This is a genomic window from Sinomonas cellulolyticus (genome assembly GCF_014656475.1).
Lineage (GTDB): Bacteria > Actinomycetota > Actinomycetes > Actinomycetales > Micrococcaceae > Sinomonas > Sinomonas cellulolyticus.
Map to the genome: position 1 here is coordinate 320,200 of NZ_BNCM01000003.1, position 20,514 is coordinate 340,713.

18 protein-coding genes and 1 riboswitch are annotated in these 20,514 nt (G+C 71.2%); of the genes, 11 read left to right on the top strand and 7 right to left on the bottom strand.

Annotated features, from left to right (window positions below):
* Positions 1 to 57: 57 nt before the first annotated feature.
* The 3 genes from IE231_RS05535 to IE231_RS05545 form a co-directional block, all read right to left on the bottom strand.
* On the bottom strand, positions 58 to 984 hold the full coding sequence (locus IE231_RS05535; RefSeq protein WP_189692927.1) for a metal ABC transporter solute-binding protein, Zn/Mn family: 927 nt from the start codon (positions 982 to 984) through the stop codon (positions 58 to 60).
* Positions 985 to 1,072: 88 nt separating this feature from the next.
* The gene (locus tag IE231_RS05540) at positions 1,073 to 2,125 is read right to left on the bottom strand and encodes a hemolysin family protein (protein WP_189692928.1); all 1,053 of its coding nucleotides are present in this window, start codon (positions 2,123 to 2,125) and stop codon (positions 1,073 to 1,075) included.
* Positions 2,125 to 3,435, bottom strand: coding sequence for a hemolysin family protein (locus IE231_RS05545; RefSeq protein ID WP_189692929.1), 1,311 nt, complete (start codon positions 3,433 to 3,435; stop codon positions 2,125 to 2,127). The genes IE231_RS05540 and IE231_RS05545 overlap by 1 nt, the downstream gene beginning before the upstream one ends.
* Positions 3,436 to 3,911: 476 nt before the next feature.
* Between IE231_RS05545 and IE231_RS05550 the strand changes: the two genes are divergently transcribed.
* From IE231_RS05550 to IE231_RS18540, 3 genes are all read left to right on the top strand, one after another.
* Positions 3,912 to 7,748 (top strand): multifunctional oxoglutarate decarboxylase/oxoglutarate dehydrogenase thiamine pyrophosphate-binding subunit/dihydrolipoyllysine-residue succinyltransferase subunit, encoded by a 3,837-nt coding sequence (locus IE231_RS05550; protein ID WP_189692930.1) that lies wholly within the window; start codon positions 3,912 to 3,914, stop codon positions 7,746 to 7,748.
* 199 nt (positions 7,749 to 7,947) lie between these two features.
* Positions 7,948 to 8,550, top strand: coding sequence for a GDSL-type esterase/lipase family protein (locus tag IE231_RS05555; RefSeq protein ID WP_189692931.1), 603 nt, complete (start codon positions 7,948 to 7,950; stop codon positions 8,548 to 8,550).
* A 174-nt stretch (positions 8,551 to 8,724) separates the two neighbouring features.
* Positions 8,725 to 8,799, top strand: a complete 75-nt coding sequence (locus IE231_RS18540) for a 50S ribosomal protein bL37 (RefSeq protein ID WP_369299106.1) — start codon at positions 8,725 to 8,727, stop codon at positions 8,797 to 8,799.
* A 120-nt stretch (positions 8,800 to 8,919) separates the two neighbouring features.
* On the opposite strand, the gene rsrA is transcribed toward IE231_RS18540, so the two are convergent.
* Positions 8,920 to 9,177 carry a mycothiol system anti-sigma-R factor gene (gene rsrA / locus IE231_RS05560; RefSeq protein ID WP_189692932.1) on the bottom strand — a complete coding sequence of 86 codons (258 nt, stop codon included), beginning with the start codon at positions 9,175 to 9,177 and terminating at the stop codon, positions 8,920 to 8,922.
* Complete coding sequence (locus IE231_RS05565) at positions 9,174 to 9,854, bottom strand: sigma-70 family RNA polymerase sigma factor (protein ID WP_229866509.1); 681 nt, start codon at positions 9,852 to 9,854, stop codon at positions 9,174 to 9,176. Before IE231_RS05565 ends, rsrA begins: the two co-directional genes overlap by 4 nt.
* A 229-nt stretch (positions 9,855 to 10,083) precedes the next feature.
* On the opposite strand from IE231_RS05565, the gene IE231_RS05570 reads away from it, so the two are divergent.
* The 8 genes from IE231_RS05570 to IE231_RS05605 all read left to right on the top strand — a co-directional run bounded on the left by IE231_RS05570 (position 10,084) and on the right by IE231_RS05605 (position 18,624).
* Positions 10,084 to 10,683: a DoxX family protein gene (locus IE231_RS05570; protein WP_189692933.1), complete on the top strand. Its 600-nt coding sequence runs from the start codon at positions 10,084 to 10,086 to the stop codon at positions 10,681 to 10,683.
* On the top strand, positions 10,680 to 12,038 hold the full coding sequence (gene aroA, locus IE231_RS05575; RefSeq protein WP_189692934.1) for a 3-phosphoshikimate 1-carboxyvinyltransferase: 1,359 nt from the start codon (positions 10,680 to 10,682) through the stop codon (positions 12,036 to 12,038). The genes IE231_RS05570 and aroA overlap by 4 nt, the downstream gene beginning before the upstream one ends.
* Position 12,039: 1 nt before the next feature.
* Entirely contained in the window at positions 12,040 to 13,158 is a 1,119-nt protein-coding gene (gene rsgA / locus IE231_RS05580; RefSeq protein ID WP_189692935.1) for a ribosome small subunit-dependent GTPase A, read from the top strand.
* A gap of 53 nt (positions 13,159 to 13,211) precedes the next feature.
* Positions 13,212 to 14,024: a histidinol-phosphatase gene (hisN, locus tag IE231_RS05585; RefSeq protein WP_189692936.1), complete on the top strand. Its 813-nt coding sequence runs from the start codon at positions 13,212 to 13,214 to the stop codon at positions 14,022 to 14,024.
* 70 nt (positions 14,025 to 14,094) lie between these two features.
* Positions 14,095 to 14,208: riboswitch (SAM riboswitch) on the top strand.
* A 32-nt stretch (positions 14,209 to 14,240) separates the two neighbouring features.
* Complete coding sequence (locus IE231_RS05590; RefSeq protein ID WP_189692937.1) at positions 14,241 to 15,662, top strand: aminotransferase class V-fold PLP-dependent enzyme; 1,422 nt, start codon at positions 14,241 to 14,243, stop codon at positions 15,660 to 15,662.
* A gap of 68 nt (positions 15,663 to 15,730) precedes the next feature.
* On the top strand, positions 15,731 to 16,519 hold the full coding sequence (locus tag IE231_RS05595) for a class I SAM-dependent methyltransferase (RefSeq protein ID WP_189692938.1): 789 nt from the start codon (positions 15,731 to 15,733) through the stop codon (positions 16,517 to 16,519).
* Between the two features lie 83 nt (positions 16,520 to 16,602).
* Complete coding sequence (locus IE231_RS05600; protein WP_374189410.1) at positions 16,603 to 17,880, top strand: Nramp family divalent metal transporter; 1,278 nt, start codon at positions 16,603 to 16,605, stop codon at positions 17,878 to 17,880.
* Positions 17,881 to 17,901: 21 nt separating this feature from the next.
* Positions 17,902 to 18,624, top strand: coding sequence for a metal-dependent transcriptional regulator (locus tag IE231_RS05605; protein WP_189692940.1), 723 nt, complete (start codon positions 17,902 to 17,904; stop codon positions 18,622 to 18,624).
* A 57-nt stretch (positions 18,625 to 18,681) separates the two neighbouring features.
* Here the strand turns inward: IE231_RS05605 and IE231_RS05610 are convergent, their stop codons facing one another.
* Positions 18,682 to 19,086: a YrdB family protein gene (locus IE231_RS05610; RefSeq protein ID WP_189692941.1), complete on the bottom strand. Its 405-nt coding sequence runs from the start codon at positions 19,084 to 19,086 to the stop codon at positions 18,682 to 18,684.
* Positions 19,076 to 20,497 carry an MFS transporter gene (locus IE231_RS05615; protein ID WP_189692942.1) on the bottom strand — a complete coding sequence of 474 codons (1,422 nt, stop codon included), beginning with the start codon at positions 20,495 to 20,497 and terminating at the stop codon, positions 19,076 to 19,078. The genes IE231_RS05610 and IE231_RS05615 overlap by 11 nt, the downstream gene beginning before the upstream one ends.
* Between the last annotated feature and the right edge of the window lie 17 nt (positions 20,498 to 20,514).

A 20,514-nucleotide genomic window follows, 5' to 3' on the forward strand; every position in this document is an offset into this window, starting at 1 on the left:
GGTGGCCAAGTGTAGGGTGCGGGCCTGAGAAGGATCGTCGCTCACGGTGCCCCCTCTCTAGGAAACGGCCTTGGCGAGCGCGTCCACGTTGGACTGCATCCAGCCCAGGTAGTCCATGCCCGCTGGGACGGTCTCGGTGAAGTCGACGACGGGGAGTCCCGCCGACTGCGCCGCCTTGCGGAGCTGCTCAGTCTGGGCCCCCTCGGTCTGCGGGTTGTAGGCGAGCAGCGCCACGGACTTGGAGGTGACGAGGTCCAGCGTCTCCTTGAAGGCAGCGGGCGGCGCATCCTGGCCCTCCTCGACTGCCGAGGTGAAGGCCTGGGGGGTGGCGTTGGCCAGCCCTGCCGCCTGGAGCAGGTAGAGCGGGACGGGCTCCGTGACGAGAACCTTCTTGCCCGCCGTGTGCGGTGCGAGGGCGGCCGCCCGGGCCTCAAGGGCGGAGAGCCGTTCCTCGACGCCCTTGGCGTTGGCCTGGAACGCCTCCTTGCCTGCCGGGTCGAGGGCGGACAGGCGGTCGGCGATCGCAGCAGTGACCTTCCCCATGGCCCCGAGGTCGTACCAGACGTGCTCGTTGCCCCCCTCGGCCACGCCCGCGATCTGGACGGCGGTGATGACGGAGCTGTCGGGGACCTTGCCCTCGCGGACGAGCGTGCTGAGGAACGGGTCGTACCCTCCGCCGTTCTCGATCACGAGCCCGGCCTTGGACACGGCGAGGCGGTCCAGGCTCGTCGCCTCGTAGGAGTGCGGGTCCTGGCTGCTCTTCGACACGAGGGAGGTCACGGCCACCTTGTCCCCGCCGACCGCCTTCGCAAGGTCCCCGTAGACATTCGTGGAGGCCACGACGGAGACCGCACCGGGCGCGGACGAGCCGGAGCCGCCGGGTGATCCGGCCGCACACCCCGCGAGAGCGAGCACGCCCGCGAGCGCGGCGGCGCCGAGTCCGGCGGCCCGGACCCACGCCGGGGACAGGAGGGGGGAACGCATGGAGGCCTCAGTTCTGGTCGGGAACCGCGGTCCGGATGAGAACGGATCGCAATACAGCCATCGTACCGCCTCTTGCGAACAATTCCCATTAGGACCGGCGGAACCCCTGGGACTGCGTCGCGTCGCGGATCTCGCCCACGAGCTCCTCGATGACGTCCTCGAGGAACACAACGCCTCGGGTCGCACCCTCCGGCCCGATCACGCGGGCGAGGTGGAACCCCGACTTCTGCATGGTCGAGAGCGCATCCTCGATCTCCTCGTCAAGGGAGAGGTTCGCCAGCGAACGGACCCGGCTCTCCCCGATCGGCTGGGTGCGCTGGTCCGGGGCGATGGCCAGGACGTCCTTGAGGTGGAGGTACCCCACAAGCTCCCCCTCGTCGTCCACCATCGGGAAGCGCGAGTAGCCGGTCCGGGAGACGGCCTTCTCGAACTCCGCCGGCGTCGCAGTCGTGGGCAGCGCCACGAGCTCCTCGAGCGGCACCATGATCGACTCGGCCGTCCGGTCCGAGAACTCGAGCGCACCGGAGAGGAGCCCCGACTCGTCGTCGACGAGGCCGCTGCGGGTCGACTCCTCCACGATGGACTGGACCTCCTCAAGGGTGAAGCTCGAGGTCACTTCCGCCTTCGGCTCGACGCGCAGCAGGTGGAGCACGAGGTTGGCCGCGCCGTTGAGGAAGTAGATGACGGGCTTCACGAGCCGCGCCATGCCCAGCAGCACGGGAGCGAGGAGGACGGCGGCACGGTCGGCCGCGGAGACCGAGATGTTCTTCGGCACCATCTCGCCGAGCGTCACGTGCAGGAAGGTCACGAGCGCGAGCGCCACGGCGAACCCGACCGAGTCCGCCAGCTCCACCGGCAGGCCCACAGCGTGCAGGGGATCGCCGATGAGGTGGTGGATCGCCGGCTCGGCCACCTGCAGGATCAGCAGGGAGCACACCGTGATTCCCAGCTGCGCGGCAGCGAGCATGAGGGAGACGTTCTCCATCGCGTGCAGTGTCGTCTTGGCGCGGGCCGATCCGCGTTCAGCGAGCGGCTCGATCTGGCTGCGCCGGGCGCTCATGATCGCGAACTCGGCGGCGACGAAGAAGGCATTGCCGATCAGCAGCACGACCAGCCACAGGATTCCGCCCCAGTCCCCCATCAGGCGGCCCTCCCGCCGTCGTGCGCGGCCGGCGTGAACCGCAGCCGGTCAACCCGCCGCCCGTCCATGCGCACCACGGTCAGCGTCCCGTCGCCGACCTCGAGGGCGTCGCCGTTCTGGGCCACGCGGCCGAGCGCGCTCATGACATAGCCGCCCACCGTCTCGTAGGCCGGACTGTCCGCGACGTGGAGCCCGGGAACCTGCTCGGACACCTCGTCCGGCCGCATGAGCCCCGAGAAGTACCAGTCCCCGGCCGAGCTCTGGAGAACGCCGGGTGCGCGCCGGTCGTGCTCGTCGGCGACCTCCCCGACGATCTCCTCGACGAGGTCCTCGAGCGTGACAATGCCCGCGGTGCCCCCGTACTCGTCGAGGACGACGGCGAGCTGGAGGTTGCCGCCGCGCAGCTGCGAGATGAGCGCGTCAAGATGGATCGTCTCGGGGACCTGCAGGATCTCGGTCATGATGGCGCCCGCGGGTACAGTCGCCCGCTTCTTGGCGGGTACCGCGACGGCCTTCTTGACGTGGACGACCCCGCGGACGTCATCGGGGGACTCGCCGATCACGGGAAAGCGCGAATGCCCAGTGCGGCGGGCAGCGTCGATGACATCGTCCACCGGCCCGTCGGCGTCGACGGTCGTCACGCGGATGCGCGGCGTCATGACGTCCGCGGCAGTGCGCTCCGAAAAGCGGAGGGTCCGGGAGACGAAACGCGCCGTCCCCGCGTCGAGGGTGCCCATCTCGGCGGAGCGGCGCACGAGCGACGAGAGCTCGGCCGGTGAGCGCGCGCCTGAGATCTCCTCCTTCGCCTCGATCCCCATGAGCCCGAGGACGCGGTTGGCGAACCCATTGAAGAGGAGCACCGCCGGCTTGAACACGGCAGTGAAGGCCAGCTGGGGACGGGCGACAACGCGCCCCACCGCGAGCGCGCGGGCGATCGCGAGGTTCTTCGGGACGAGCTCGCCGATGAGCATCGAGAGGAGGGTCGCGAAGACCATCGCGGCCGTCAGGGAGATCGCCTCAGCACCCGGGACGCCGAGAGCGCCGAGAGGGCCCTCGAGGAGCCGCCCGACCGAGGGCTCCATGACGAAGCCCGTCAGGAGGGTGGTGAGGGTGATGCCGAGCTGGCAGCTCGAGAGCTGGGTGGACAGCGACTTGACGCAGGCGAGGAGCGCGGCGGCGCCGGGCTCGCCGGCGTCCACGCTGCGCTGGACCGTGGACTGGTCGAGGGCGACGAGGGAGAACTCCACGGCGACGAAGAATCCCGTGCCGAGGATGAGCAGCAGGCCCGCCGCCAGGAGGATCCATTCCATCTCAGGCGTCCACGACGCCAGGACGGGCCCCGCCGCGGGCGGTCTCTCCGGAACGGCACCGAGGCCTGCGGATCAACGGGCCTCCGGGCTGCGCGGCCGCTCGTGCGGCTGTGAAGTGGGCAAGTACACGGTGCATGCCGGCTCTGTGGCCGCGGGCGGCACTGCGGCCCCCGCGATCACGCCGGCATCTAGAGGTGCCGTCCATAGTCCTCCCAGACTAGCAGGGCCCGCGGGAGGCCCTCCCCAGGTGGGCATCGGACCGACGCGTGTGACTGTGGACTCACAAGCGCGCGAATCCTCGCTCGGTTTACTAGACTGTCCTGTTGAGTGTGGGCTCCTGAGGTGCCCACGGGCGGTCGGCGGAGACGGCCAGCCTCCGGAACGGCCCCATGGAGCACGCGGGCAACGCAGTCTGGAGGCGGGTGCGGAGCCGCGGACCCGCGGGCCTAAGTATCGATGGAAGAGGCGTATCTCCAGTGCCAGAACTGCCAACGCACCGCCTGCCCGAGGAATTCGGCGGCAATGAGTGGCTTGTGGACGAGCTCTACGAGCAGTACCAGCAGAACAAGAACTCAGTCGACGCCAAGTGGTGGCCGCTGTTCGAGTCCTTCGACGACTCGGACAGCGGCCACACGTCCAATGGCACGGCGAAGGGAGCGTCCGCGGACACGCTGACCCGGCAGGCCACCCAGGCCGCGGCGCCCGCTGCGCCTGCTGCCGCTGCGCCTGCGGCCGCTGCGCCCGCACCGGCAGCCCCGGCACCCAAGCCCGCAGCCCAGGCTCCGGCCGCCGCCGCGGCACCTGCCCCCGTCAGCCCGAGCACGTCGGCACCTGCCCCCAAGAAGGGCTCGGCCGGCGTCGTGCGCGACGGCGCGAAGCCCTCCACGGGCCTGATCCCGGCGCAGCTGCCGAAGACCGCGAAGAGCGAGTCGACGGAAGAGGACGTCGTTTCGCCCCTGCGCGGTCCCGCCAAGGCGATCGCGACAAACATGGTCCAGAGCCTCGAGGTCCCAACGGCGACGACCGTCCGCGCGATCCCGGCGAAGCTCCTCATCGACCAGCGCATCGTCATCAACAACCACCTCACTCGTGTGCGCGGCGGCAAGGTCTCCTTCACGCACCTCATCGGCTTCGCGGTGATCCGCGCGCTCAAGCTCATGCCGTCGATGAACGTCTCCTACGAGGAGGTGGACGGCAAGCCGGTCGCCATCCAGCACGCGCATGTCAACTTCGGCATCGCGATCGACCTGCCGAAGCCGGACGGCTCACGCCTCCTCGTGGTCCCGAACATCAAGAAGGCCGAGACGATGAACTTCTCGGACTTCTGGCACACCTACGAGGACCTCATCAAGCGCGCCCGCGACGGCAAGCTCACCGCGGATGACTACGCCGGCACGACCGTCTCCCTGACGAATCCCGGCGGCATCGGCACGGTCCACTCCGTCCCGCGCCTGTCGAAGGGCCAGGCCGCCATCATCGGCGTGGGCGCCCTCGAGTACCCCGCGGAGTTCCAGGGCTCCTCGGAGAAGGTCCTCGCCCTCCAGGCCGTGGGCAAGATCATCACGCTCACCTCCACCTATGACCACCGGGTCATCCAGGGCGCCGGCTCGGGCGAGTTCCTCCGGATCGTGCACCAGCTCCTGCTGGGCGAGCAGGGCTTCTACGACGAGATCTTCGAGTCCCTGCGCATCCCGTACGAGCCGGTGCGCTGGAGCCCCGACCTGCAGGTCAACCCCGAGGACACCATCAACAAGGTGGCCCGGATCCAGCAGCTCATCCACGCGTTCCGCGTGCGCGGCCACCTCATGGCGGACACGAACCCGCTCGAGTACGTCCAGCGCCACCACCCGGACCTCGATGTGCTCACGTACGGCCTGACCCTCTGGGATCTCGACCGCGAGTGGCCCACGGGCGGGTTCGGCGGCAAGCCGAAGATGAAGTTCCGCGACATCCTCGGGGTGCTCCGGGACGCGTACTGCCGCACCACGGGCATCGAGTACATGCACCTGCAGGAGCCCTCCGAGCGCAAGTGGTTCCAGGACGAGCTCGAGCACCCGTACAAGAAGCCCAGCCGCGAGGAGCAGCTGCGCATCGTGTCCCGGCTCAACGCGGCCGAGGCATTCGAGACGTTCCTGCAGACCAAGTTCGTGGGCCAGAAGCGCTTCTCGCTCGAGGGCGGCGAGTCCCTCATCCCGCTCCTGGACGCGACCCTGTCCGAGGCTGCTGAGGACGGGCTCGACGAGGTCGGGATCGGCATGGCCCACCGCGGGCGCCTCAACGTCCTGACGAACATCGCCGGCAAGACCTATGCCCAGGTGTTCCGCGAGTTCGAGGGCACCCAGGACCCCAAGAGCGTCCAGGGCTCGGGCGACGTGAAGTACCACCTCGGCACCGAGGGCACGTTCACGGCCGAGAACGGCAAGCAGACCAAGGTCTACCTCGCCGCCAACCCATCCCACCTCGAGGCCGTCGACCCGGTCCTCGAGGGCATCGTCCGCGCCAAGCAGGACCGCATCGACCGCGGCGAGGCCTTCCCGGTGCTCCCGATCCTCGTGCACGGCGATGCGGCCTTCGCGGGCCAGGGCGTCGTGGCGGAGACGCTCAACCTCTCGCAGCTGCGCGGGTACCGCACGGGCGGCACCATCCACATCGTGGTGAACAACCAGGTCGGCTTCACCACCTCGCCGTCCTCCTCGCGCTCCTCGGTGTACTCGACCGACGTGGCCAAGATGGTCCAGGCCCCGATCTTCCACGTCAACGGCGATGACCCGGAGGCCGTGGTCCGCGTGGCGCAGATGGCGTACCGGTTCCGGCAGCGCTTCCACAAGGACGTCGTCATCGACCTCGTGTGCTACCGCCGGCGCGGCCACAACGAGGGCGACGACCCGTCGATGACCCAGCCGATGATGTACAACCTCATCGAGGCGAAGCGCTCGGTCCGCAAGCTCTACACCGAGAGCCTGATCGGCCGTGGGGACATCACGCAGGAGGAGGCCGAGCAGCTGCTCCGGGACTACCAGGAGCGCCTCGAGCGCGTCTTCGCGGAGACCCACGCGGCCCAGACCTCGCCGATCCCGATCATCACCGCGGATTCGAAGGCGGTGTCCGACCTCGAGCGCCCGCTCGCGCAGCAGCAGTACGACGCCGGCGGGAACCAGCACCCCACCGCGATCAGCACCGATCTGCTCGCCCGCATCGGCAAGGCACACCTCGACGTCCCGGAGGGCTTCACCGTCCACCCGAAGCTCAAGCAGCTGCTCGAGCGCCGCGAGGCGATGTCCCGCGACGGCGGGATCGACTGGGGCTTCGGCGAGATGGCGGCCTTCGGCTCGCTCATCTCGGAAGGCGTGCCCGTGCGGCTGGCCGGCCAGGACTCGCGCCGCGGTACGTTCGTGCAGCGCCACGCGGTGTTCCACGACCGCCGCAACGGCAACGAGTGGACCCCGCTCGCGGACCTCGCCGAGGGTGAGGGGAAGCTGTCGATCTACGACTCCTCGCTCTCGGAGTACGCGGCGCTCGGATTCGAGTACGGCTACTCGGTCGAGCGTCCCGACGCCCTCGTGGCGTGGGAGGCGCAGTTCGGCGACTTCGTGAACGGCGCCCAGACGATCATCGACGAGTTCATCTCGTCCGCCGAGCAGAAGTGGGGCCAGCGCAGTTCGCTCGTCATGCTCCTGCCGCATGGCTACGAGGGCCAGGGCCCGGACCACTCCTCCGCACGCATCGAGCGGTTCCTGCAGCTGTGCGCCGAGTACAACATGGTCGTCGCCCAGCCGAGCACGCCGGCGTCGCACTTCCACCTGCTCCGGCGCCAGGCGTACAACCGCCCCCGCAAGCCGCTGATCGTCTTCACCCCGAAGCAGCTGCTGCGTCTCAAGGCGGCGGCCTCGCCGGTCGAGGAGTTCACCTCGGGCTCGTTCCGGCCGGTGATCGGCGAGCACGAGCAGTTCGACGCGAGCGCCGTGACCCGTGTGGTCCTCGTCTCCGGTCGCCTGTACTACGACCTCCTGTCGGCCCGCACCAAGGCCAAGGACACCACGACGGCCATCGTGCGCGTCGAGCAGCTCTACCCGCTGCCCGAGGCCGAGATCAAGGCCGAACTCGCGAAGTACCCGAACGCCGAGGTGGTGTGGGCGCAGGACGAGCCGGCCAACCAGGGCCCGTGGCCGTACATGGCGCTCACGCTCGCGCCGACCCTTGAGCGGCCCGTGCAGCTCGTCTCGCGCGCCGCGTCGGCCGCCACGAGTGCCGGGTCGATGAAGCGCCACGCGGCGGAGGAGGACGTCCTCGTCCACGAGGTCTTCTCGCACTAGCGGCTCGTCCCGCGGGCTCGCCTGCCCGCAGCAGCAGCCCACGACGGCGGCCGGTCCCCTTCAGGGGGCCGGCCGCCGTCGTCTGTGCGCGCCGCAGCAGGCGCGGCGGGGCGTCTTCCGCCGTCGACGATGTCCGCTTCGCTAGACTCGGAAACCGAGGGCATGGGCCGGCGGGACCGGCGGGACGGACGGAGTGTGGATGGCGCACGAGAGGAAGCTGCGGATTGCCGCAGTCGGCGACGAGCTGCTGGCGGGCGTCGGCGATCCCCGGGCGCTCGGCTGGCTTGGGCGGGTGCTCGCACGCACGCCTCGGGAGGAACTGGTCCTCGAGTCCTACGTCCTCGCCGCGCCCCAGGAGGGCACCGAATCGCTGGCCGCCCGCTGGGAGGGCGAGGTCATGCGCCGCTTCGGCGACGGTTTCGAGAACCGCCTCGTCGTCGGGCTCTCCGGCCGCGACATCGAGTTCGGCCTCTCCCCCGCCCGGAGCCGCCTCAATGTGGCCAACATCCTTGACTCGGCCCAGCAGAACAGCTGCGAAGTGTTCGTTGTCGGGCCGCCCCCCACGCTGGACCCGGTGCAGAACCGCCGCCTCGCCGAGCTGAACACAGCGTTCGCGGACGTGACGACGCGCCGCAACTACTACTACGTGGACACGTTCTCGCCGCTGCTGAACCACGACCAGTGGCGGGGGGATCTGGCCTCGAATGCCGGTTCTCCCGGCCAGGCGGGCTACGGGCTCATCGCGTGGCTCGTGCTGCACCGCGGCTGGTTCCCCTGGCTTCGCCTGCCTCAGCCGCAGTGACAGCCGCCACGGTCCGCAGCGCCGGAAGCTTGGGCGGAGCTGGGCGCGGAGACGCCATGCGATAGGCCTCGGCGGCCGGAGCCCGCGCACTGCGCTAGACTGGACGACGGCCTTCTGGGCCACTCGCCCCCGTTTCCGGGGGCCACCAGTGTAGTCGAACGAAGGAGGCCAGCCATGAGCAAGCGTGCACGCAAGCGCCGTGACCGCAAGCGCGGCGGCGCGAACCACGGGAAGCGCCCCAACACCTGAGGACGCCCCTGGTCCGTGATGCGGAACAGAGCGAGGCCCCGGACCAGTATGGTCCGGGGCCTCGCTGCGTCGTACGGCGAAGGGCTCATCGCTGCGCCATGCTCCCGCCGTGCGTGCGCGTCACGCCTCGGGGCGGACTCCGTGGAGCTTGCCGAGGATGGAATCCTTGAGCGAGGCGGGAGCCTGCTCGTGGCAGCTGCGCTTCATGGCGGAGCGGATCATGCACTCGAGGTCGTGCTCCCCGAGGCATTCGGGGCAGGTCTCGAGGTGCGAGCGGATCTCGGCCACCTCGTGGGCCGGAAGGGCGCCGTCAAGATACTCGTAGAGGCGGTGGAGGCGGCTGTCCTCGCAGTCGCCCAGGCCCTGGCAATCGCTCATTGTTCCTTCTCCTGGGGTGCGGCCGCCGCGCGGGCGCCGGCGAAGCCCCGCTCTGCGGCGTAGTCGGCGAGCCGGTCGCGGAGCATCCTGCGGCCGCGGTGCAGCCTGCTCATGACCGTGCCGATCGGGGTGTTCATGATCTCCGAGATCTCCTTGTACGCGAAGCCCTCCACGTCGGCGAAGTACACCGCGAGGCGGAACTCCTCCGGGATCGAGGCGAGCGCGTCCTTGACGTCGGAGTCAGGCAAGTGGTCGAGGGCCTCGGACTCCGCCGAGCGCAGGCCCTTCGAGGTGTGGGACTCGGCCCGTGCGAGCTGCCAATCCTCCACCGTGTCGGTCTGGGCCTGCTGCGGCTCGCGCTGGCGCTTCCGGTACAGGTTGATGTACGTGTTCGTGAGGATCCGGTACAGCCAGGCTTTGAGGTTCGTGCCGGGCTTGTACTGGTGGAAGGCCGCAAACGCCTTCGCGTAGGCCTCCTGCACGAGGTCTTCGGCGTCGGCCGGGTTGCGCGCCATGCGCATGGCTGCCGAGTAGAGCTGGTCCACGTACTGCATCGCGTCGCGCTCGAAGCGTTCGCGCCGCTCGTCGTCGCTTTCGGAGGCGATGTCCGCGCGCGTGGTCTGCCCGTCCTCCGCAGGATCCGGGGCGGGGCTTCCGTGGGGGTCAGCTGTGCTCATCGCCGCCCAGTCTACTGTCGTCGCCAGCGGCGGAGCCGGGAGCGCGACGGCGCGGTCAAGGACCAGCACTCGACTCCCTCCTTCTGCCCTGAGGTCCAGGGCTCCCTGCGGACAGCAGGCACAACGCGAGGCGGAAAGGAAAATATTCCCCGAAGATGCAAGACTGAGGCATAGTCCGACCAGCAGATACCGCGCACAGCCCGTAGGGACCGCGCCTGAAGGAGGCCACATGTCCGCAGTACGTTTCATCGCCCGACCGCTCCTCGGCAGCTCGTTTGTGATCGCCGGGGCCTCGAAGCTGAAGAACGCGGACGACACCGCGGAGCAGCTCTCGCCCGTGCTGCGGCGCGCGGCCGATGCCCTCCCCGTCCAGGTCGACGAGAAGCTCCTGGCCCGCGCGGTGGGCGCCACCCAGCTCGGCGCCGGCGTCCTGTTCGCTCTGGGCAAGGTCCCGCGGCTGTCCGCGTCGGTGCTGGCGCTCACGAGCGCGCTCAACACCTTCGTCGAGTGGCGCAGCGCGGACATCAGCACCCCGACCGGGCGCGATGCCCGCCGCTCGGGCCTGCTCAAGAACCTCTCCCTGCTCGGCGGAGTGCTCCTCGCCAGCGTCGACACGAACGGCCACCCCTCGCTCGCATGGCGTGCCCAGAACATCGCCTCGGACGCAGCCAAGGCCGGCCGCCGCCAGCTCGCGGGCGCGGAGAAGGGCATCGCCGAGGCCCAGAAGGGCACCAGCAAGGCTCTCAGGAAGGCGAGCCGCAAGGCCCAGCGCTCGGTGCGCTCCGTCGCGAAGGACGCGCGGAGCGCAGCCTCGGACGTCTTCGCGTGACAGCACCGTGGCCCGCGCCCTTCGCCGAACGGCCCGTTGACGCCACGGTCACCGTTCCTGGATCGAAGTCGCTGACCAACCGCTACCTCGTCCTGGCCGCCCTCGCGGACGGCCCGTCGAGGCTGCGGGCCCCCCTGCACTCGCGCGACTCGGCGCTCATGGTCCAGGCCCTCCGTGCGCTCGGAGCGGGCATCACGGAGGTTGAAGGAGACGGCGAATACGGGCCGGACTTCGAGGTGGTGCCGATCCGCGCACCAGGACCTGATCTGGGCCGCGCCGCTGTCGACTGCGGCCTCGCGGGCACTGTCATGCGGTTCGTCCCGCCCGTTGCGGCGCTCACCCGCGGTGAGATCGCCTTCGACGGCGATCCCCACGCCCGGGTGCGGCCCATGGGCGCGGTGATCGACGCTCTGGAGGCGCTCGGCGTGGCGGTCTCGCCCGTGGGCCCCTCCGCGGCCGACGGCGAACTGCCCCGGTCGCTGCCGTTCGCCGTGCACGGGACGGGTGAGGTCCGCGGCGGCCATATTGTCGTCGACGCGAGCGGCTCGAGCCAGTTCGTCTCCGCCCTCCTGCTCGCCGGTGCGCGCTTCACGGAGGGCCTCCACCTTGAGCACTCGGGCAGGCCCGTCCCGAGCCTGGACCACATCGCCATGACTGTCGAGGTGCTGCGCGGTGCCGGTGTCGAGGTCGACGACTCGCGGCCGGACCACTGGATCGTCGCGCCCGGCCCCATCCGCGCCTTCGACGTCCGGATCGAGCAGGACCTCTCCAACGCGGGCCCCTTCCTCGCCGCAGCCCTTGCGACCCGTGGCACCGTCCGTGTCCCCAACTGGCCCGAGCACACAACGCAGGTGGGGGATGCCTGGCGGGAGATCCTCCCGAAGCTCGGCGCGGCCGTGACGCTCGACGGCGGCACCCTCACCGTCCGCGGCGGCGACCGCATCACGGGGGCCGACCTCGCCGACACGAGCGAGCTTGCGCCGACCGTGGCCGCCCTCTGCGCGCTTGCCGATTCGCCCTCGCGGCTGACGGGGATCGCCCACCTGCGTGGCCACGAGACGGACCGCCTCGCGGCCCTTGTCGCGGAGATCCGGCGCTTGGGCGGGGACGCGGAGGAGACCGAGGACGGCCTCGTGATCCGCCCCGCGACCCTGCACGGCGCCGTCGTGCACTCCTATGCGGACCACCGGATGGCTACGGCGGGGGCCATCTGGGGACTCGCGGTGCGGGGAGTCGAAGTGGACGACATCGCCACGACGTCCAAGACGATGCCGGACTTCCCCCTGATGTGGGCGCGGATGCTCGGCGCGTCGGCCGGGCACGCAGCCGAGCGGGTCGGCGGGGCCCGCGCCTAGCATGGCCCAGCGCGAATGGGACGAGAGCGACGTCCGGATCCGCCCCAACAAGCGCGGGACGCGCCCGCGCACCAAGGACCGCCCGAGCCACGAGGACGCCGTGGTCGGCAGGATCGTGACCGTGGACCGGGGGCGGTACACCGCAATCGTGGACGAGGACACGCCCCAGGAGCGCCTCGTGGTGGCGGCCCGGGCCCGGGAGCTGCGACGCACCGCCGTCGTGCCCGGGGACTTCGTGGGCCTGGTCGGGGATGTCTCGGGCAGGCCGGACACCCTCGCGCGGCTCGTGCGCGTCCAGGAGCGCGAGACGCTGCTGCGGCGCAGCGCGGACGACACGGACCCGGTCGAGCGCGCCGTCGTCGCGAACGCGGACCAGCTCGTGATCGTCGTGGCCGCGGCGAACCCCGAGCCCCGCACCGGGTTCATCGACAGGGCGCTCGTCGCCGCGTACGACGCCGGGATCGAGCCGCTCCTGCTCGTCACGAAGGCAGACCTGAAGGACCCTGCAGAACTGCTCGCCAACTACAGCCTGCTGCCCCTGACGGTCGTCGTGAGCAGGACTGCAGAGACCGACGACGACGGCGCCGCGGGCGCGGGCATCGACGCCCGGGGAGCGGACGGGGCCTCGGCGAAGCTCGACGACGAGGCCGTCGCCGCGCTGCGGGCAGAGCTCGACGGCCACGTGACCGTGCTGCTGGGGCATTCAGGGGTGGGCAAGTCCACGATGGTCAACGCCCTCACGGGCGCGGACCGGGCCACGGGCGGGGTCAACGCGGTCACCGGGCGGGGCCGCCATACTTCCTCCTCGGCGCTCGCACTCCGTCTGGAGGATTCGCCCCCTGGGAGCTGGATCATCGACACGCCGGGGATCCGCTCGTTCGGCCTCGCCCACGTGGACCCGGACCGCATCCTGCACGCGTTCGCCGACCTCGAGCCGGGCATCGAGGGGTGCGCGCGGGGCTGCCGCCATGACGCGGCCGCCGTGGAGTGCGGCCTCGATGCGTGGGTTGCCGCGGGGAATGCCGGCGAGGCCGGCCCGGCCCGGCTCGCGTCACTGCGCCGCCTTCTCGGCGCCGGCGCGCGCGAGGAGCCGCAGGACACGAAGGAGCTCGGCAGCTAGTCCATGCCGGGAGCCTCACGCTTGCGCCGGTCCCGTCACGATAGCGTGGGTCCATGACCTCAGCGACCGAGACGTACAACGACGACCTCCGCCTCGCCCACGTGCTGGCGGACTCGGTCGACGCGCAGACCATGGAGCGCTTCAAGGCGCTCGACCTCAAGGTCGAGACCAAGCCTGACCTCACCCCCGTGACCGACGCCGACCGCGCCGCCGAGGAGGCCATCCGGGGCCAGCTCTCGCGGTCGCGCCCGCGGGATGCGGTCATCGGCGAGGAGTTCGGCACGACGGGCCACGGCGCGCGCCGCTGGATCATCGACCCCATCGACGGCACGAAGAACTTCGTCCGCGGCGTCCCGGTGTGGGCCACGCTCATCGCCCTGGCCGACGGCGACGAGGTCGTGGTCGGCGTCGTGAGCGCGCCTGCCCTCGGCCGCCGCTGGTGGGCGGCCCGCGGCGCCGGAGCCTACACGGGGCGCTCCCTGGCCTCCGCGACCCGCCTCAAGGTCTCCAATGTCTCCTCACTCGCCGACGCCTCCCTCTCCTACTCCTCGCTCTCGGGCTGGAAGGACCGCGGCAGCCTCGATGATTTCCTCGGCCTCACCGACTCGGTGTGGCGCACCCGGGCCTACGGCGACTTCTGGTCCTACTGCCTCGTCGCCGAGGGTGCCGTGGACATCGCGACGGAGCCGGATCTTGCGCTCTACGACATGGCCGCGCTCGTGCCGATCGTCACGGAGGCGGGCGGCCGGTTCACCTCCCTCGAGGGCGAAGACGGGCCCTGGGGCGGCAATGCCCTCGCGACCAACGCCATCCTGCACTCCGAGGTCCTCGCCAGGCTCAACCCCCACCACGACGACCTCCTCTAGCGCGTCACACAGGTCATAGTCGGCGGCCACGCGTGCACCCCGGTGCCGCGTGGCCTAGTCTTCTTCGAAAGGTCACGAGCGCCAGCGCGAAACCCCGGTTTGCTGGCCGGCAACCCTCCCTCCGCGGCGGGGTGCCCCGGGTGACGACCTGGCCGGTCCGGAACGGATGCGGCAAGCGCGGACCCCAGAAGGGTCCCTCCAGCGTGAGGAACGCCCATGAGCACTGCCCTGTCGACTCCTGCCGCCCCCGCCCCCGCCACGGCCCCGGCCTCCCCCGCGTGGCGCGAACGGTTCCCCGATGCGCTCGAGCCGCTCGCCGCCGTCGTCGGTGCGGACCTCAAGGCCCCGCTCGTGGACGGCCGGGAGGTGAGGTACGCCAACCTCGACTATGCGGCGTCCGCCCCCGCGCTGGCGGAGGTCGCCACCCACCTGTTCGAGGTACTGCCGTTCTACGCGAGCGTGCACCGCGGCGCCGGCTACGCGTCGCAGGTGAGCACAAGCGTCTACGAGAGCGCCCGAAGTGCCGTCCGCCGGTTCGTGCGGGCGCGGCCCGACGACGCCGTCGTCTTCACCCGGAACACGACCGACTCCCTCAACCTCCTCGCCGGCTGCGTCCCGGAGGGCGCGGACGTGCTCTACCTGGACATCGAGCACCACGCGAACCTCCTGCCGTGGCAGCGCCGCGCCCACCGCAGCGTGACCGCCGCGCCGACCATCGCCGAGACCCTCGGGCGGCTCGAGTCCGAGCTGGCGGCCGGCGGGGTGGCCCTGCTCGCCGTGACCGGGGCGTCGAACGTCACAGGCGAGGTCCTCCCCCTTGCTCAGCTCGCAGCGCTCGCGCATGCGCACGGCGCCCGGATCGCGGTCGACGCCGCACAGCTCGCCCCGCACCGCCGCATCACGGCGGCGCCCGAGGACGAGCGGACGGCGATCGACTACCTCGCCTTCTCCGGCCACAAGCTCTATGCCCCGTTCGGCGCTGGCGTGCTCGTGGGCCGGCCAGACTGGCTCGACGCCGGCCGGCCACACCTCGCGGGAGGCGGCGCGGTGCGGGAGGTCCGTCTCGAGTCCGCGAGCTGGGCGCTCGGGGCGGCGCGGCACGAGGCAGGGTCGCCCAACGTCCTCGGGGCGGCCGCCCTCGCCCGTGCCGCGCAGGCGCTCGGCGCCCTCGATCCCGACGCCTGGCACCGGCACGAGCAGCAGCTCAGGGAGGCGCTCGCCAGCGGTCTGGAGGGGATCAGGGGCGTGAGAGTCCACCGGCTCTTCGCGGACTCCCTGGACGCCATCGGCGTGGTGAACTTCTCCGTCGATGCGTACGACGCCGGGCTCGTCGCGGCCTTCCTCTCGGCCGAGCACGGCGTGGGACTGCGGGACGGGCGCTTCTGCGCACACCCGCTCCTCGCCCGGCTCGGCCTGCCGTCCGGATCGCTGCGGGCGAGCTTCGGCCTCGGCTCGCGGCTCGAGGACGTCGAGCGGCTCCTGGCCGGGGTGGCCCAGCTGACGGAGCGCGGGCCGGGGATCGACTACACCGTGGACGAGGGGCGCTGGGTTCCTGCCCGAGACACGCGGCCCTTCCCCTCGTGGGCGCCGAACACGCCGGGAACGGCGGGGGCCGCCCCGTGCGCGAGTGCCGACTGAGCGGCGTCCTGCGCTCCCCGTAGAGTGGTAGGGCTAGGCCGCCACGCCGGGGGCCGGGAGGGCGGGGGATGAGGCGCGGCGGTCCGAAGTACGACGACGCGCGGCGGCGCGAGCTCGCAGGCGCCTTCACCTCCGGGGGCGAGCACTACGACAGGGTGCGTCCCGGCTATCCCCCCGAGGCGCTCGCCTGGATCCTTCCCGAGGGTGCGCGGACGGCGGTGGACCTCGGTGCCGGCACGGGCAAGTTCACCCAGCTGCTGGTCGCCGCCGGGCTCGAGGCCACCGCGGTGGACCCGTCCGAGGACATGCTCGCCCAGCTCGCTCGTCAGCTGCCCGGTGTGCGCTGCGTGGTCGCGCCGGCCGAGCACACGGGACTGCCGGACGCCTGTGCGGACGTGGTCGTCGCCGCACAGGCATGGCACTGGTTCGAGACCGGGGCCGCCACGCGCGAAGCCGCGCGCCTGCTCCGCCCCGGGGGCCGGGTGGGCCTGGTGTGGAACCAGCTCGACACGCAGGTGCCCTGGGTGCACCGGCTGTCCAGGATCATGCATGCCGGCGACGTCCACAAGCCCGACTACCACCCGCCGTCGGGCCCGGAACTGCGGGGATGGGAGTCACTCGAGATCCGCTGGGAGGACCGCATCACGCCGGAAGGCATCGTGGAGCTGGCCAAGTCGCGCAGCTACTACCTGCGCGCATCGGAGAAGCATCGGCGGAAGGTCGAGGACAACCTCGCCTGGTACCTGTTGGAGCATCTGGGCCATTCGTGGGGCGACGTCCTGGCGTTGCCCTACGTTGCCCAGGCCTGGCGCGCGCGGGCGGCGCACGGTCTTGAGGGCTCACACGCCCCGGAGTAGGGTTTAGGCACACCGAAAAACAGGACGTCGGTCTGGTTAAACGAGTTCGTGCTTGGGCCCGGATGCCAAGGCGAGGAGGCAGTGTGGGCAGGGCGGCCAGCACGGCGGCGGGAGTGAAGGCCCGCGGCCTTCAGGGCCGATGGGCCTTCCTGCTGAGCGTGCTCGGTCCTGCCTTCGTCGCCTCGGTGGCCTACGTGGATCCCGGCAACGTCGCGGCGAACCTCACCGCCGGCGCGAGGTACGGCTACCTGCTCGTCTGGGTCCTCGTCGCAGCAAACCTCATGGCGATGCTGATCCAGTACCTCTCCGCCAAGCTCGGCGTCGTCACCGGCCGGACGCTCCCCGAACTCCTCGGAAAGCGACTGCGGCCCGCAGGCCGGAGACTGTTCTGGATGCAGGCGGAGGTGGTGGCCCTCGCGACGGATCTGGCCGAAGTCGTCGGCGGAGCGGTCGCCCTGCGGCTGCTCTTCGGCGTGCCGCTCCCCCTCGGTGCCCTCGCCGTCGGCGTGGTGTCCATGGGAATTCTCGCCATCCAGGACTTCCGCACCCAGCAGAAGTTTGAGATGGCCATCGTCGGCCTGCTCACCGTCATCACCGTCGGGTTCCTCGCCGGCCTCGCACTGAGCCCGCCCTCCCCGGCCGGCGTCGTAGGCGGTCTCCTCCCCCGGTTCGACGGCGCAGACTCAGTCCTCCTCGCCGCCTCGATGCTCGGGGCCACCGTCATGCCGCACGCCATCTACGTCCATTCGGCACTCTCACGGGACCGGCACCGGCCCGATCCGCACACCGCCGTGTCCGAACGCGCCATCCGCCGCCTTCTGCGCGGGACGCGGGTGGACGTGGTCAGCGCCCTCGGCGTCGCCGGCGTGGTCAACCTCGGCATGCTGCTCCTCGCGGCCGCAACATTGGGTGGGGTCGACGGCACGGACTCGATCGAGGGGGCCCACGCCGCGATCGAGCATGCGCTCGGCCAGGGAGTCGGCGTCGCCTTCGCGGTCGGTCTTCTCGCGAGCGGACTCGCATCGACGTCCGTCGGATCGTATGCGGGCGCCACGATCATGGAGGGCCTCCTCGAGCGCCGCATCCCCCTGCTCCTGCGTCGGGCAATCACCCTGGTTCCCTCCGTCGTCGTGCTCGCGCTCGGCGTGGATCCCACCTGGGCGCTCGTGGTGAGCCAGGTTGTCCTCAGCTTCGGCATCCCCTTCGCGCTCATCCCGCTCATCCGCCTCAGCACCTCGCCCGCCGTCATGGGAGGCTTCACCCTCAGGCTGCCCCTCGTGGTCGGATCCTGGCTGAGCGCAGGTTTCGTCGTGGTCCTGAACATCGTGCTGCTCTGGCTGACGCTCTCAGGCAGCGGCTGAGGGAGACACTAGGGTGGACGTGTGAAGAGCCGGCTCTCCTCCTCGACCGAGGACTACCTGAAGACGATCTATGCCTTCACCGAGTGGCAGGACACCCCGATCACGCCCTCCCAGCTCGCGGCACGGTTGGGGGTGGCGAACTCCTCGGTGTCGGAGATGGTGCGCAAGCTCAAGGACCTGGGCCTCGTGGACCACCGCCCGTACGGCGCAGTGCGGCTCACCGAGGAGGGCCAGCGCGTGGCGCTGACGATGGTCCGGCGCCACCGCCTGCTCGAGACGTTCCTCGTCACGGAGCTGGGCTACGGCTGGGACGAGGTGCACGTCGAGGCGGAGCTTCTCGAGCATGCCGTCTCGGACCTCTTCGTCGAGCGGCTCGACGCCAAGCTCGGCAGGCCATCGCATGATCCGCACGGTGACCCCATCCCCACGGGAAGCGGCCACGTCCCCCGGATCGAAGCTCACCGCCTGGACGAGCTGGACCCAGGGCATGAGGGAACGATCACCCGCATCAGCGACGAGAACCCGGAGCTGCTGCGGTACCTCGCCGGCGAGCGGATCGAGCTGGGAACCGATCTCACGGTCGTCCGGCGCAAGCCGTTCGGCGGCCCACTCGTGATCCGTCTCGGCCACGGCGAGGCAGCCCGGGACTTCGATGTGGCGGTCGAGGTCGGAGACGCCGTCTGGGTGCACAGTGACCGCACCCATCCTGGCTGCACGCTCGAGCAGACCGACACCACGGACTGATCACCCGGACCGGCCTGCGGACTGGCTTTGCCGGCCAGCCGGCACATCGGTCGCGGGCTAAACGCGGCTCCTGAGCCAGAACGCGAGGCCCGCGTCCACCACCGCCACGGCGATCATCGCCGCGCCGAGGGCCTGCCCCACGGCGAGGAGCCCCGCGCCCGCGGCGATGAACAGCGCCAGCGCGGCCACGGGCCTCCACGGCCACGGGATCCTCCGCGGCGCCCGCGGCGCCACGAAGACCGCCCACACGCCGACGAACACGGCCGCCACGCCGAGGCCGAGCGCAAGGCCGCCCACGCCATGGATGAGCCTGCTGCCGATGTACCAGAAGGCCGCGAGAGCAGCCACCTCCAGGAGGAAGGCCAGCGCAGCGTGCAGCACGCCCCACGGCCCCTGTTGCACCTCAGGGTCGACCGCAGGCCTGCGCCGGGCATCGCTGCGCCGGGTCGGTTCACTGGTCATGGGTCCGCTCCGTCCGAGTCGGCTCGCCTGTGCGCGGGTTCGGTGGGACGATCCTAGCGCTCGGGATCCAGGCCGCAGACGTCGCCGCGGCCGCGGCGAGCAGCGCTGCGGTGGCCGCGGCCCCGCGGCGGAACCCCGCGTCGTCGAGCGTCCCGCCCGTGATGGCGCCGGATGCAGCGATGGCGACCAGCGAGGCGACCCGTGCGACCGCGTTGTTCACGGCGGATCCGACGCCCTCCGAGCCCGGCGGGACGGCGCCGAGCACCGTGGCCGTCAGGGGCGCGACCATGACGGCGAGGCCGATCCCGAGGAGGACCATCGGTCCGAAGACGTTGGTCCAGTAGGCCAGCGGCGGAGTGGACAGCGCCAGCCACGCGAAGCCGGCCGCCGCGAGGGCTGGCCCGGCTGCCATGGGCAGCCGCGGCCCCGTGCGGGCAGCGACGCGTGCCACGCGGCTCGAGAGGAAGAGCATCGGAAGGGTGGCCGGGAGCATGGCCAGGCCCGCGGCGAAGGCGGTGAGTCCCATGCGCTGCTGGAGGTACAGGCCCACGAGGAACGAGCCGAGTCCGAGCGCTCCGTAGGCCCAGAGGGTGGCCGCGTTCCCCGCTGCGAAGGCCCGCTCCCGGAACAGGCCCAGCGGAAGCTGGGGGGACCGCGCGCGCCGCTGCCGCAGCACGTAGGACGCCGTGGCAGTAATGCCGACGGCAAGGGAGCCGACCACCGCGGGATGGTCCCAGCCCAGCTGGGACTGCCAGATCAGGCCGAGCACGAGGCCCCCGAGACCTGCCACGCTGAGGGCAGCGCTCACGACGTCGAACGGTCCCGTCCGCCTCGCGGGCGGCGGGGCGGTGCGGCCCAGCACGAGCAGCGGGCGGGCCAGGACGGCGGCCGGTATGAGGTTGACGAGGAAGACGAACCGCCAGCTGCCCAGCGTGACGATGGCACCTCCGACGAAGGGACCGGCCACGGACGCAGCCGCCGTCCACGCCGTCCACCTCGCAATGAGCCGCATCCTCGCGGGACCGGCGGTCGAGGCGGTGATGAGCGCGAGGGCGCTGGGCGTGATGACAGCGCCCGCGGCGCCTTGGAGGATGCGTGCCGTCACGAGGACCGCGCCCGTGGGGGCCAGCCCGCACGCCACCGAGGTCAGGGTGAAGACGGCGGCACCCGTGAGGAGGAGCCGTTCGATGCCGTACCGGTCCGCGAGCGCGCCCGCGGCGAGGATCAGCGCACCGAGGGTCAGCAGGTATCCGTCCACGACCCACTGCTGCAGCACGAGCCCTCCGCCGAGCTCGCGCTGGATGGCAGGGAGGGCTAGCGAGACTCCCGTCGAGTCCACGATGACGAGGCAGCTCGATGTCACGGCCGCGAGGAGGACGCGCCGTGGGCTGCTCCGGCCGGCAACGCTCACACGCCCATCCTCGGGGG

Excerpts from the sequence above, each read along its gene's own strand:
- IE231_RS05535 (WP_189692927.1), bottom strand. The coding sequence starts at position 984 with ATGCGTTCCCCCCTCCTGTCCCCGGCGTGGGTCCGGGCCGCCGGACTC.
- IE231_RS05540 (WP_189692928.1), bottom strand. The coding sequence starts at position 2,125 with ATGGGGGACTGGGGCGGAATCCTGTGGCTGGTCGTGCTGCTGATCGGC.
- IE231_RS05545 (WP_189692929.1), bottom strand. The coding sequence starts at position 3,435 with ATGGAATGGATCCTCCTGGCGGCGGGCCTGCTGCTCATCCTCGGCACG.
- IE231_RS05555 (WP_189692931.1), top strand. The coding sequence starts at position 7,948 with ATGGCGCACGAGAGGAAGCTGCGGATTGCCGCAGTCGGCGACGAGCTG.
- rsrA (WP_189692932.1), bottom strand. The coding sequence starts at position 9,177 with ATGAGCGATTGCCAGGGCCTGGGCGACTGCGAGGACAGCCGCCTCCAC.
- IE231_RS05565 (WP_229866509.1), bottom strand. The coding sequence starts at position 9,854 with ATGAGCACAGCTGACCCCCACGGAAGCCCCGCCCCGGATCCTGCGGAG.
- IE231_RS05570 (WP_189692933.1), top strand. The coding sequence starts at position 10,084 with ATGTCCGCAGTACGTTTCATCGCCCGACCGCTCCTCGGCAGCTCGTTT.
- rsgA (WP_189692935.1), top strand. The coding sequence starts at position 12,040 with ATGGCCCAGCGCGAATGGGACGAGAGCGACGTCCGGATCCGCCCCAAC.
- hisN (WP_189692936.1), top strand. The coding sequence starts at position 13,212 with ATGACCTCAGCGACCGAGACGTACAACGACGACCTCCGCCTCGCCCAC.
- IE231_RS05590 (WP_189692937.1), top strand. The coding sequence starts at position 14,241 with ATGAGCACTGCCCTGTCGACTCCTGCCGCCCCCGCCCCCGCCACGGCC.
- IE231_RS05595 (WP_189692938.1), top strand. The coding sequence starts at position 15,731 with ATGAGGCGCGGCGGTCCGAAGTACGACGACGCGCGGCGGCGCGAGCTC.
- IE231_RS05610 (WP_189692941.1), bottom strand. The coding sequence starts at position 19,086 with ATGACCAGTGAACCGACCCGGCGCAGCGATGCCCGGCGCAGGCCTGCG.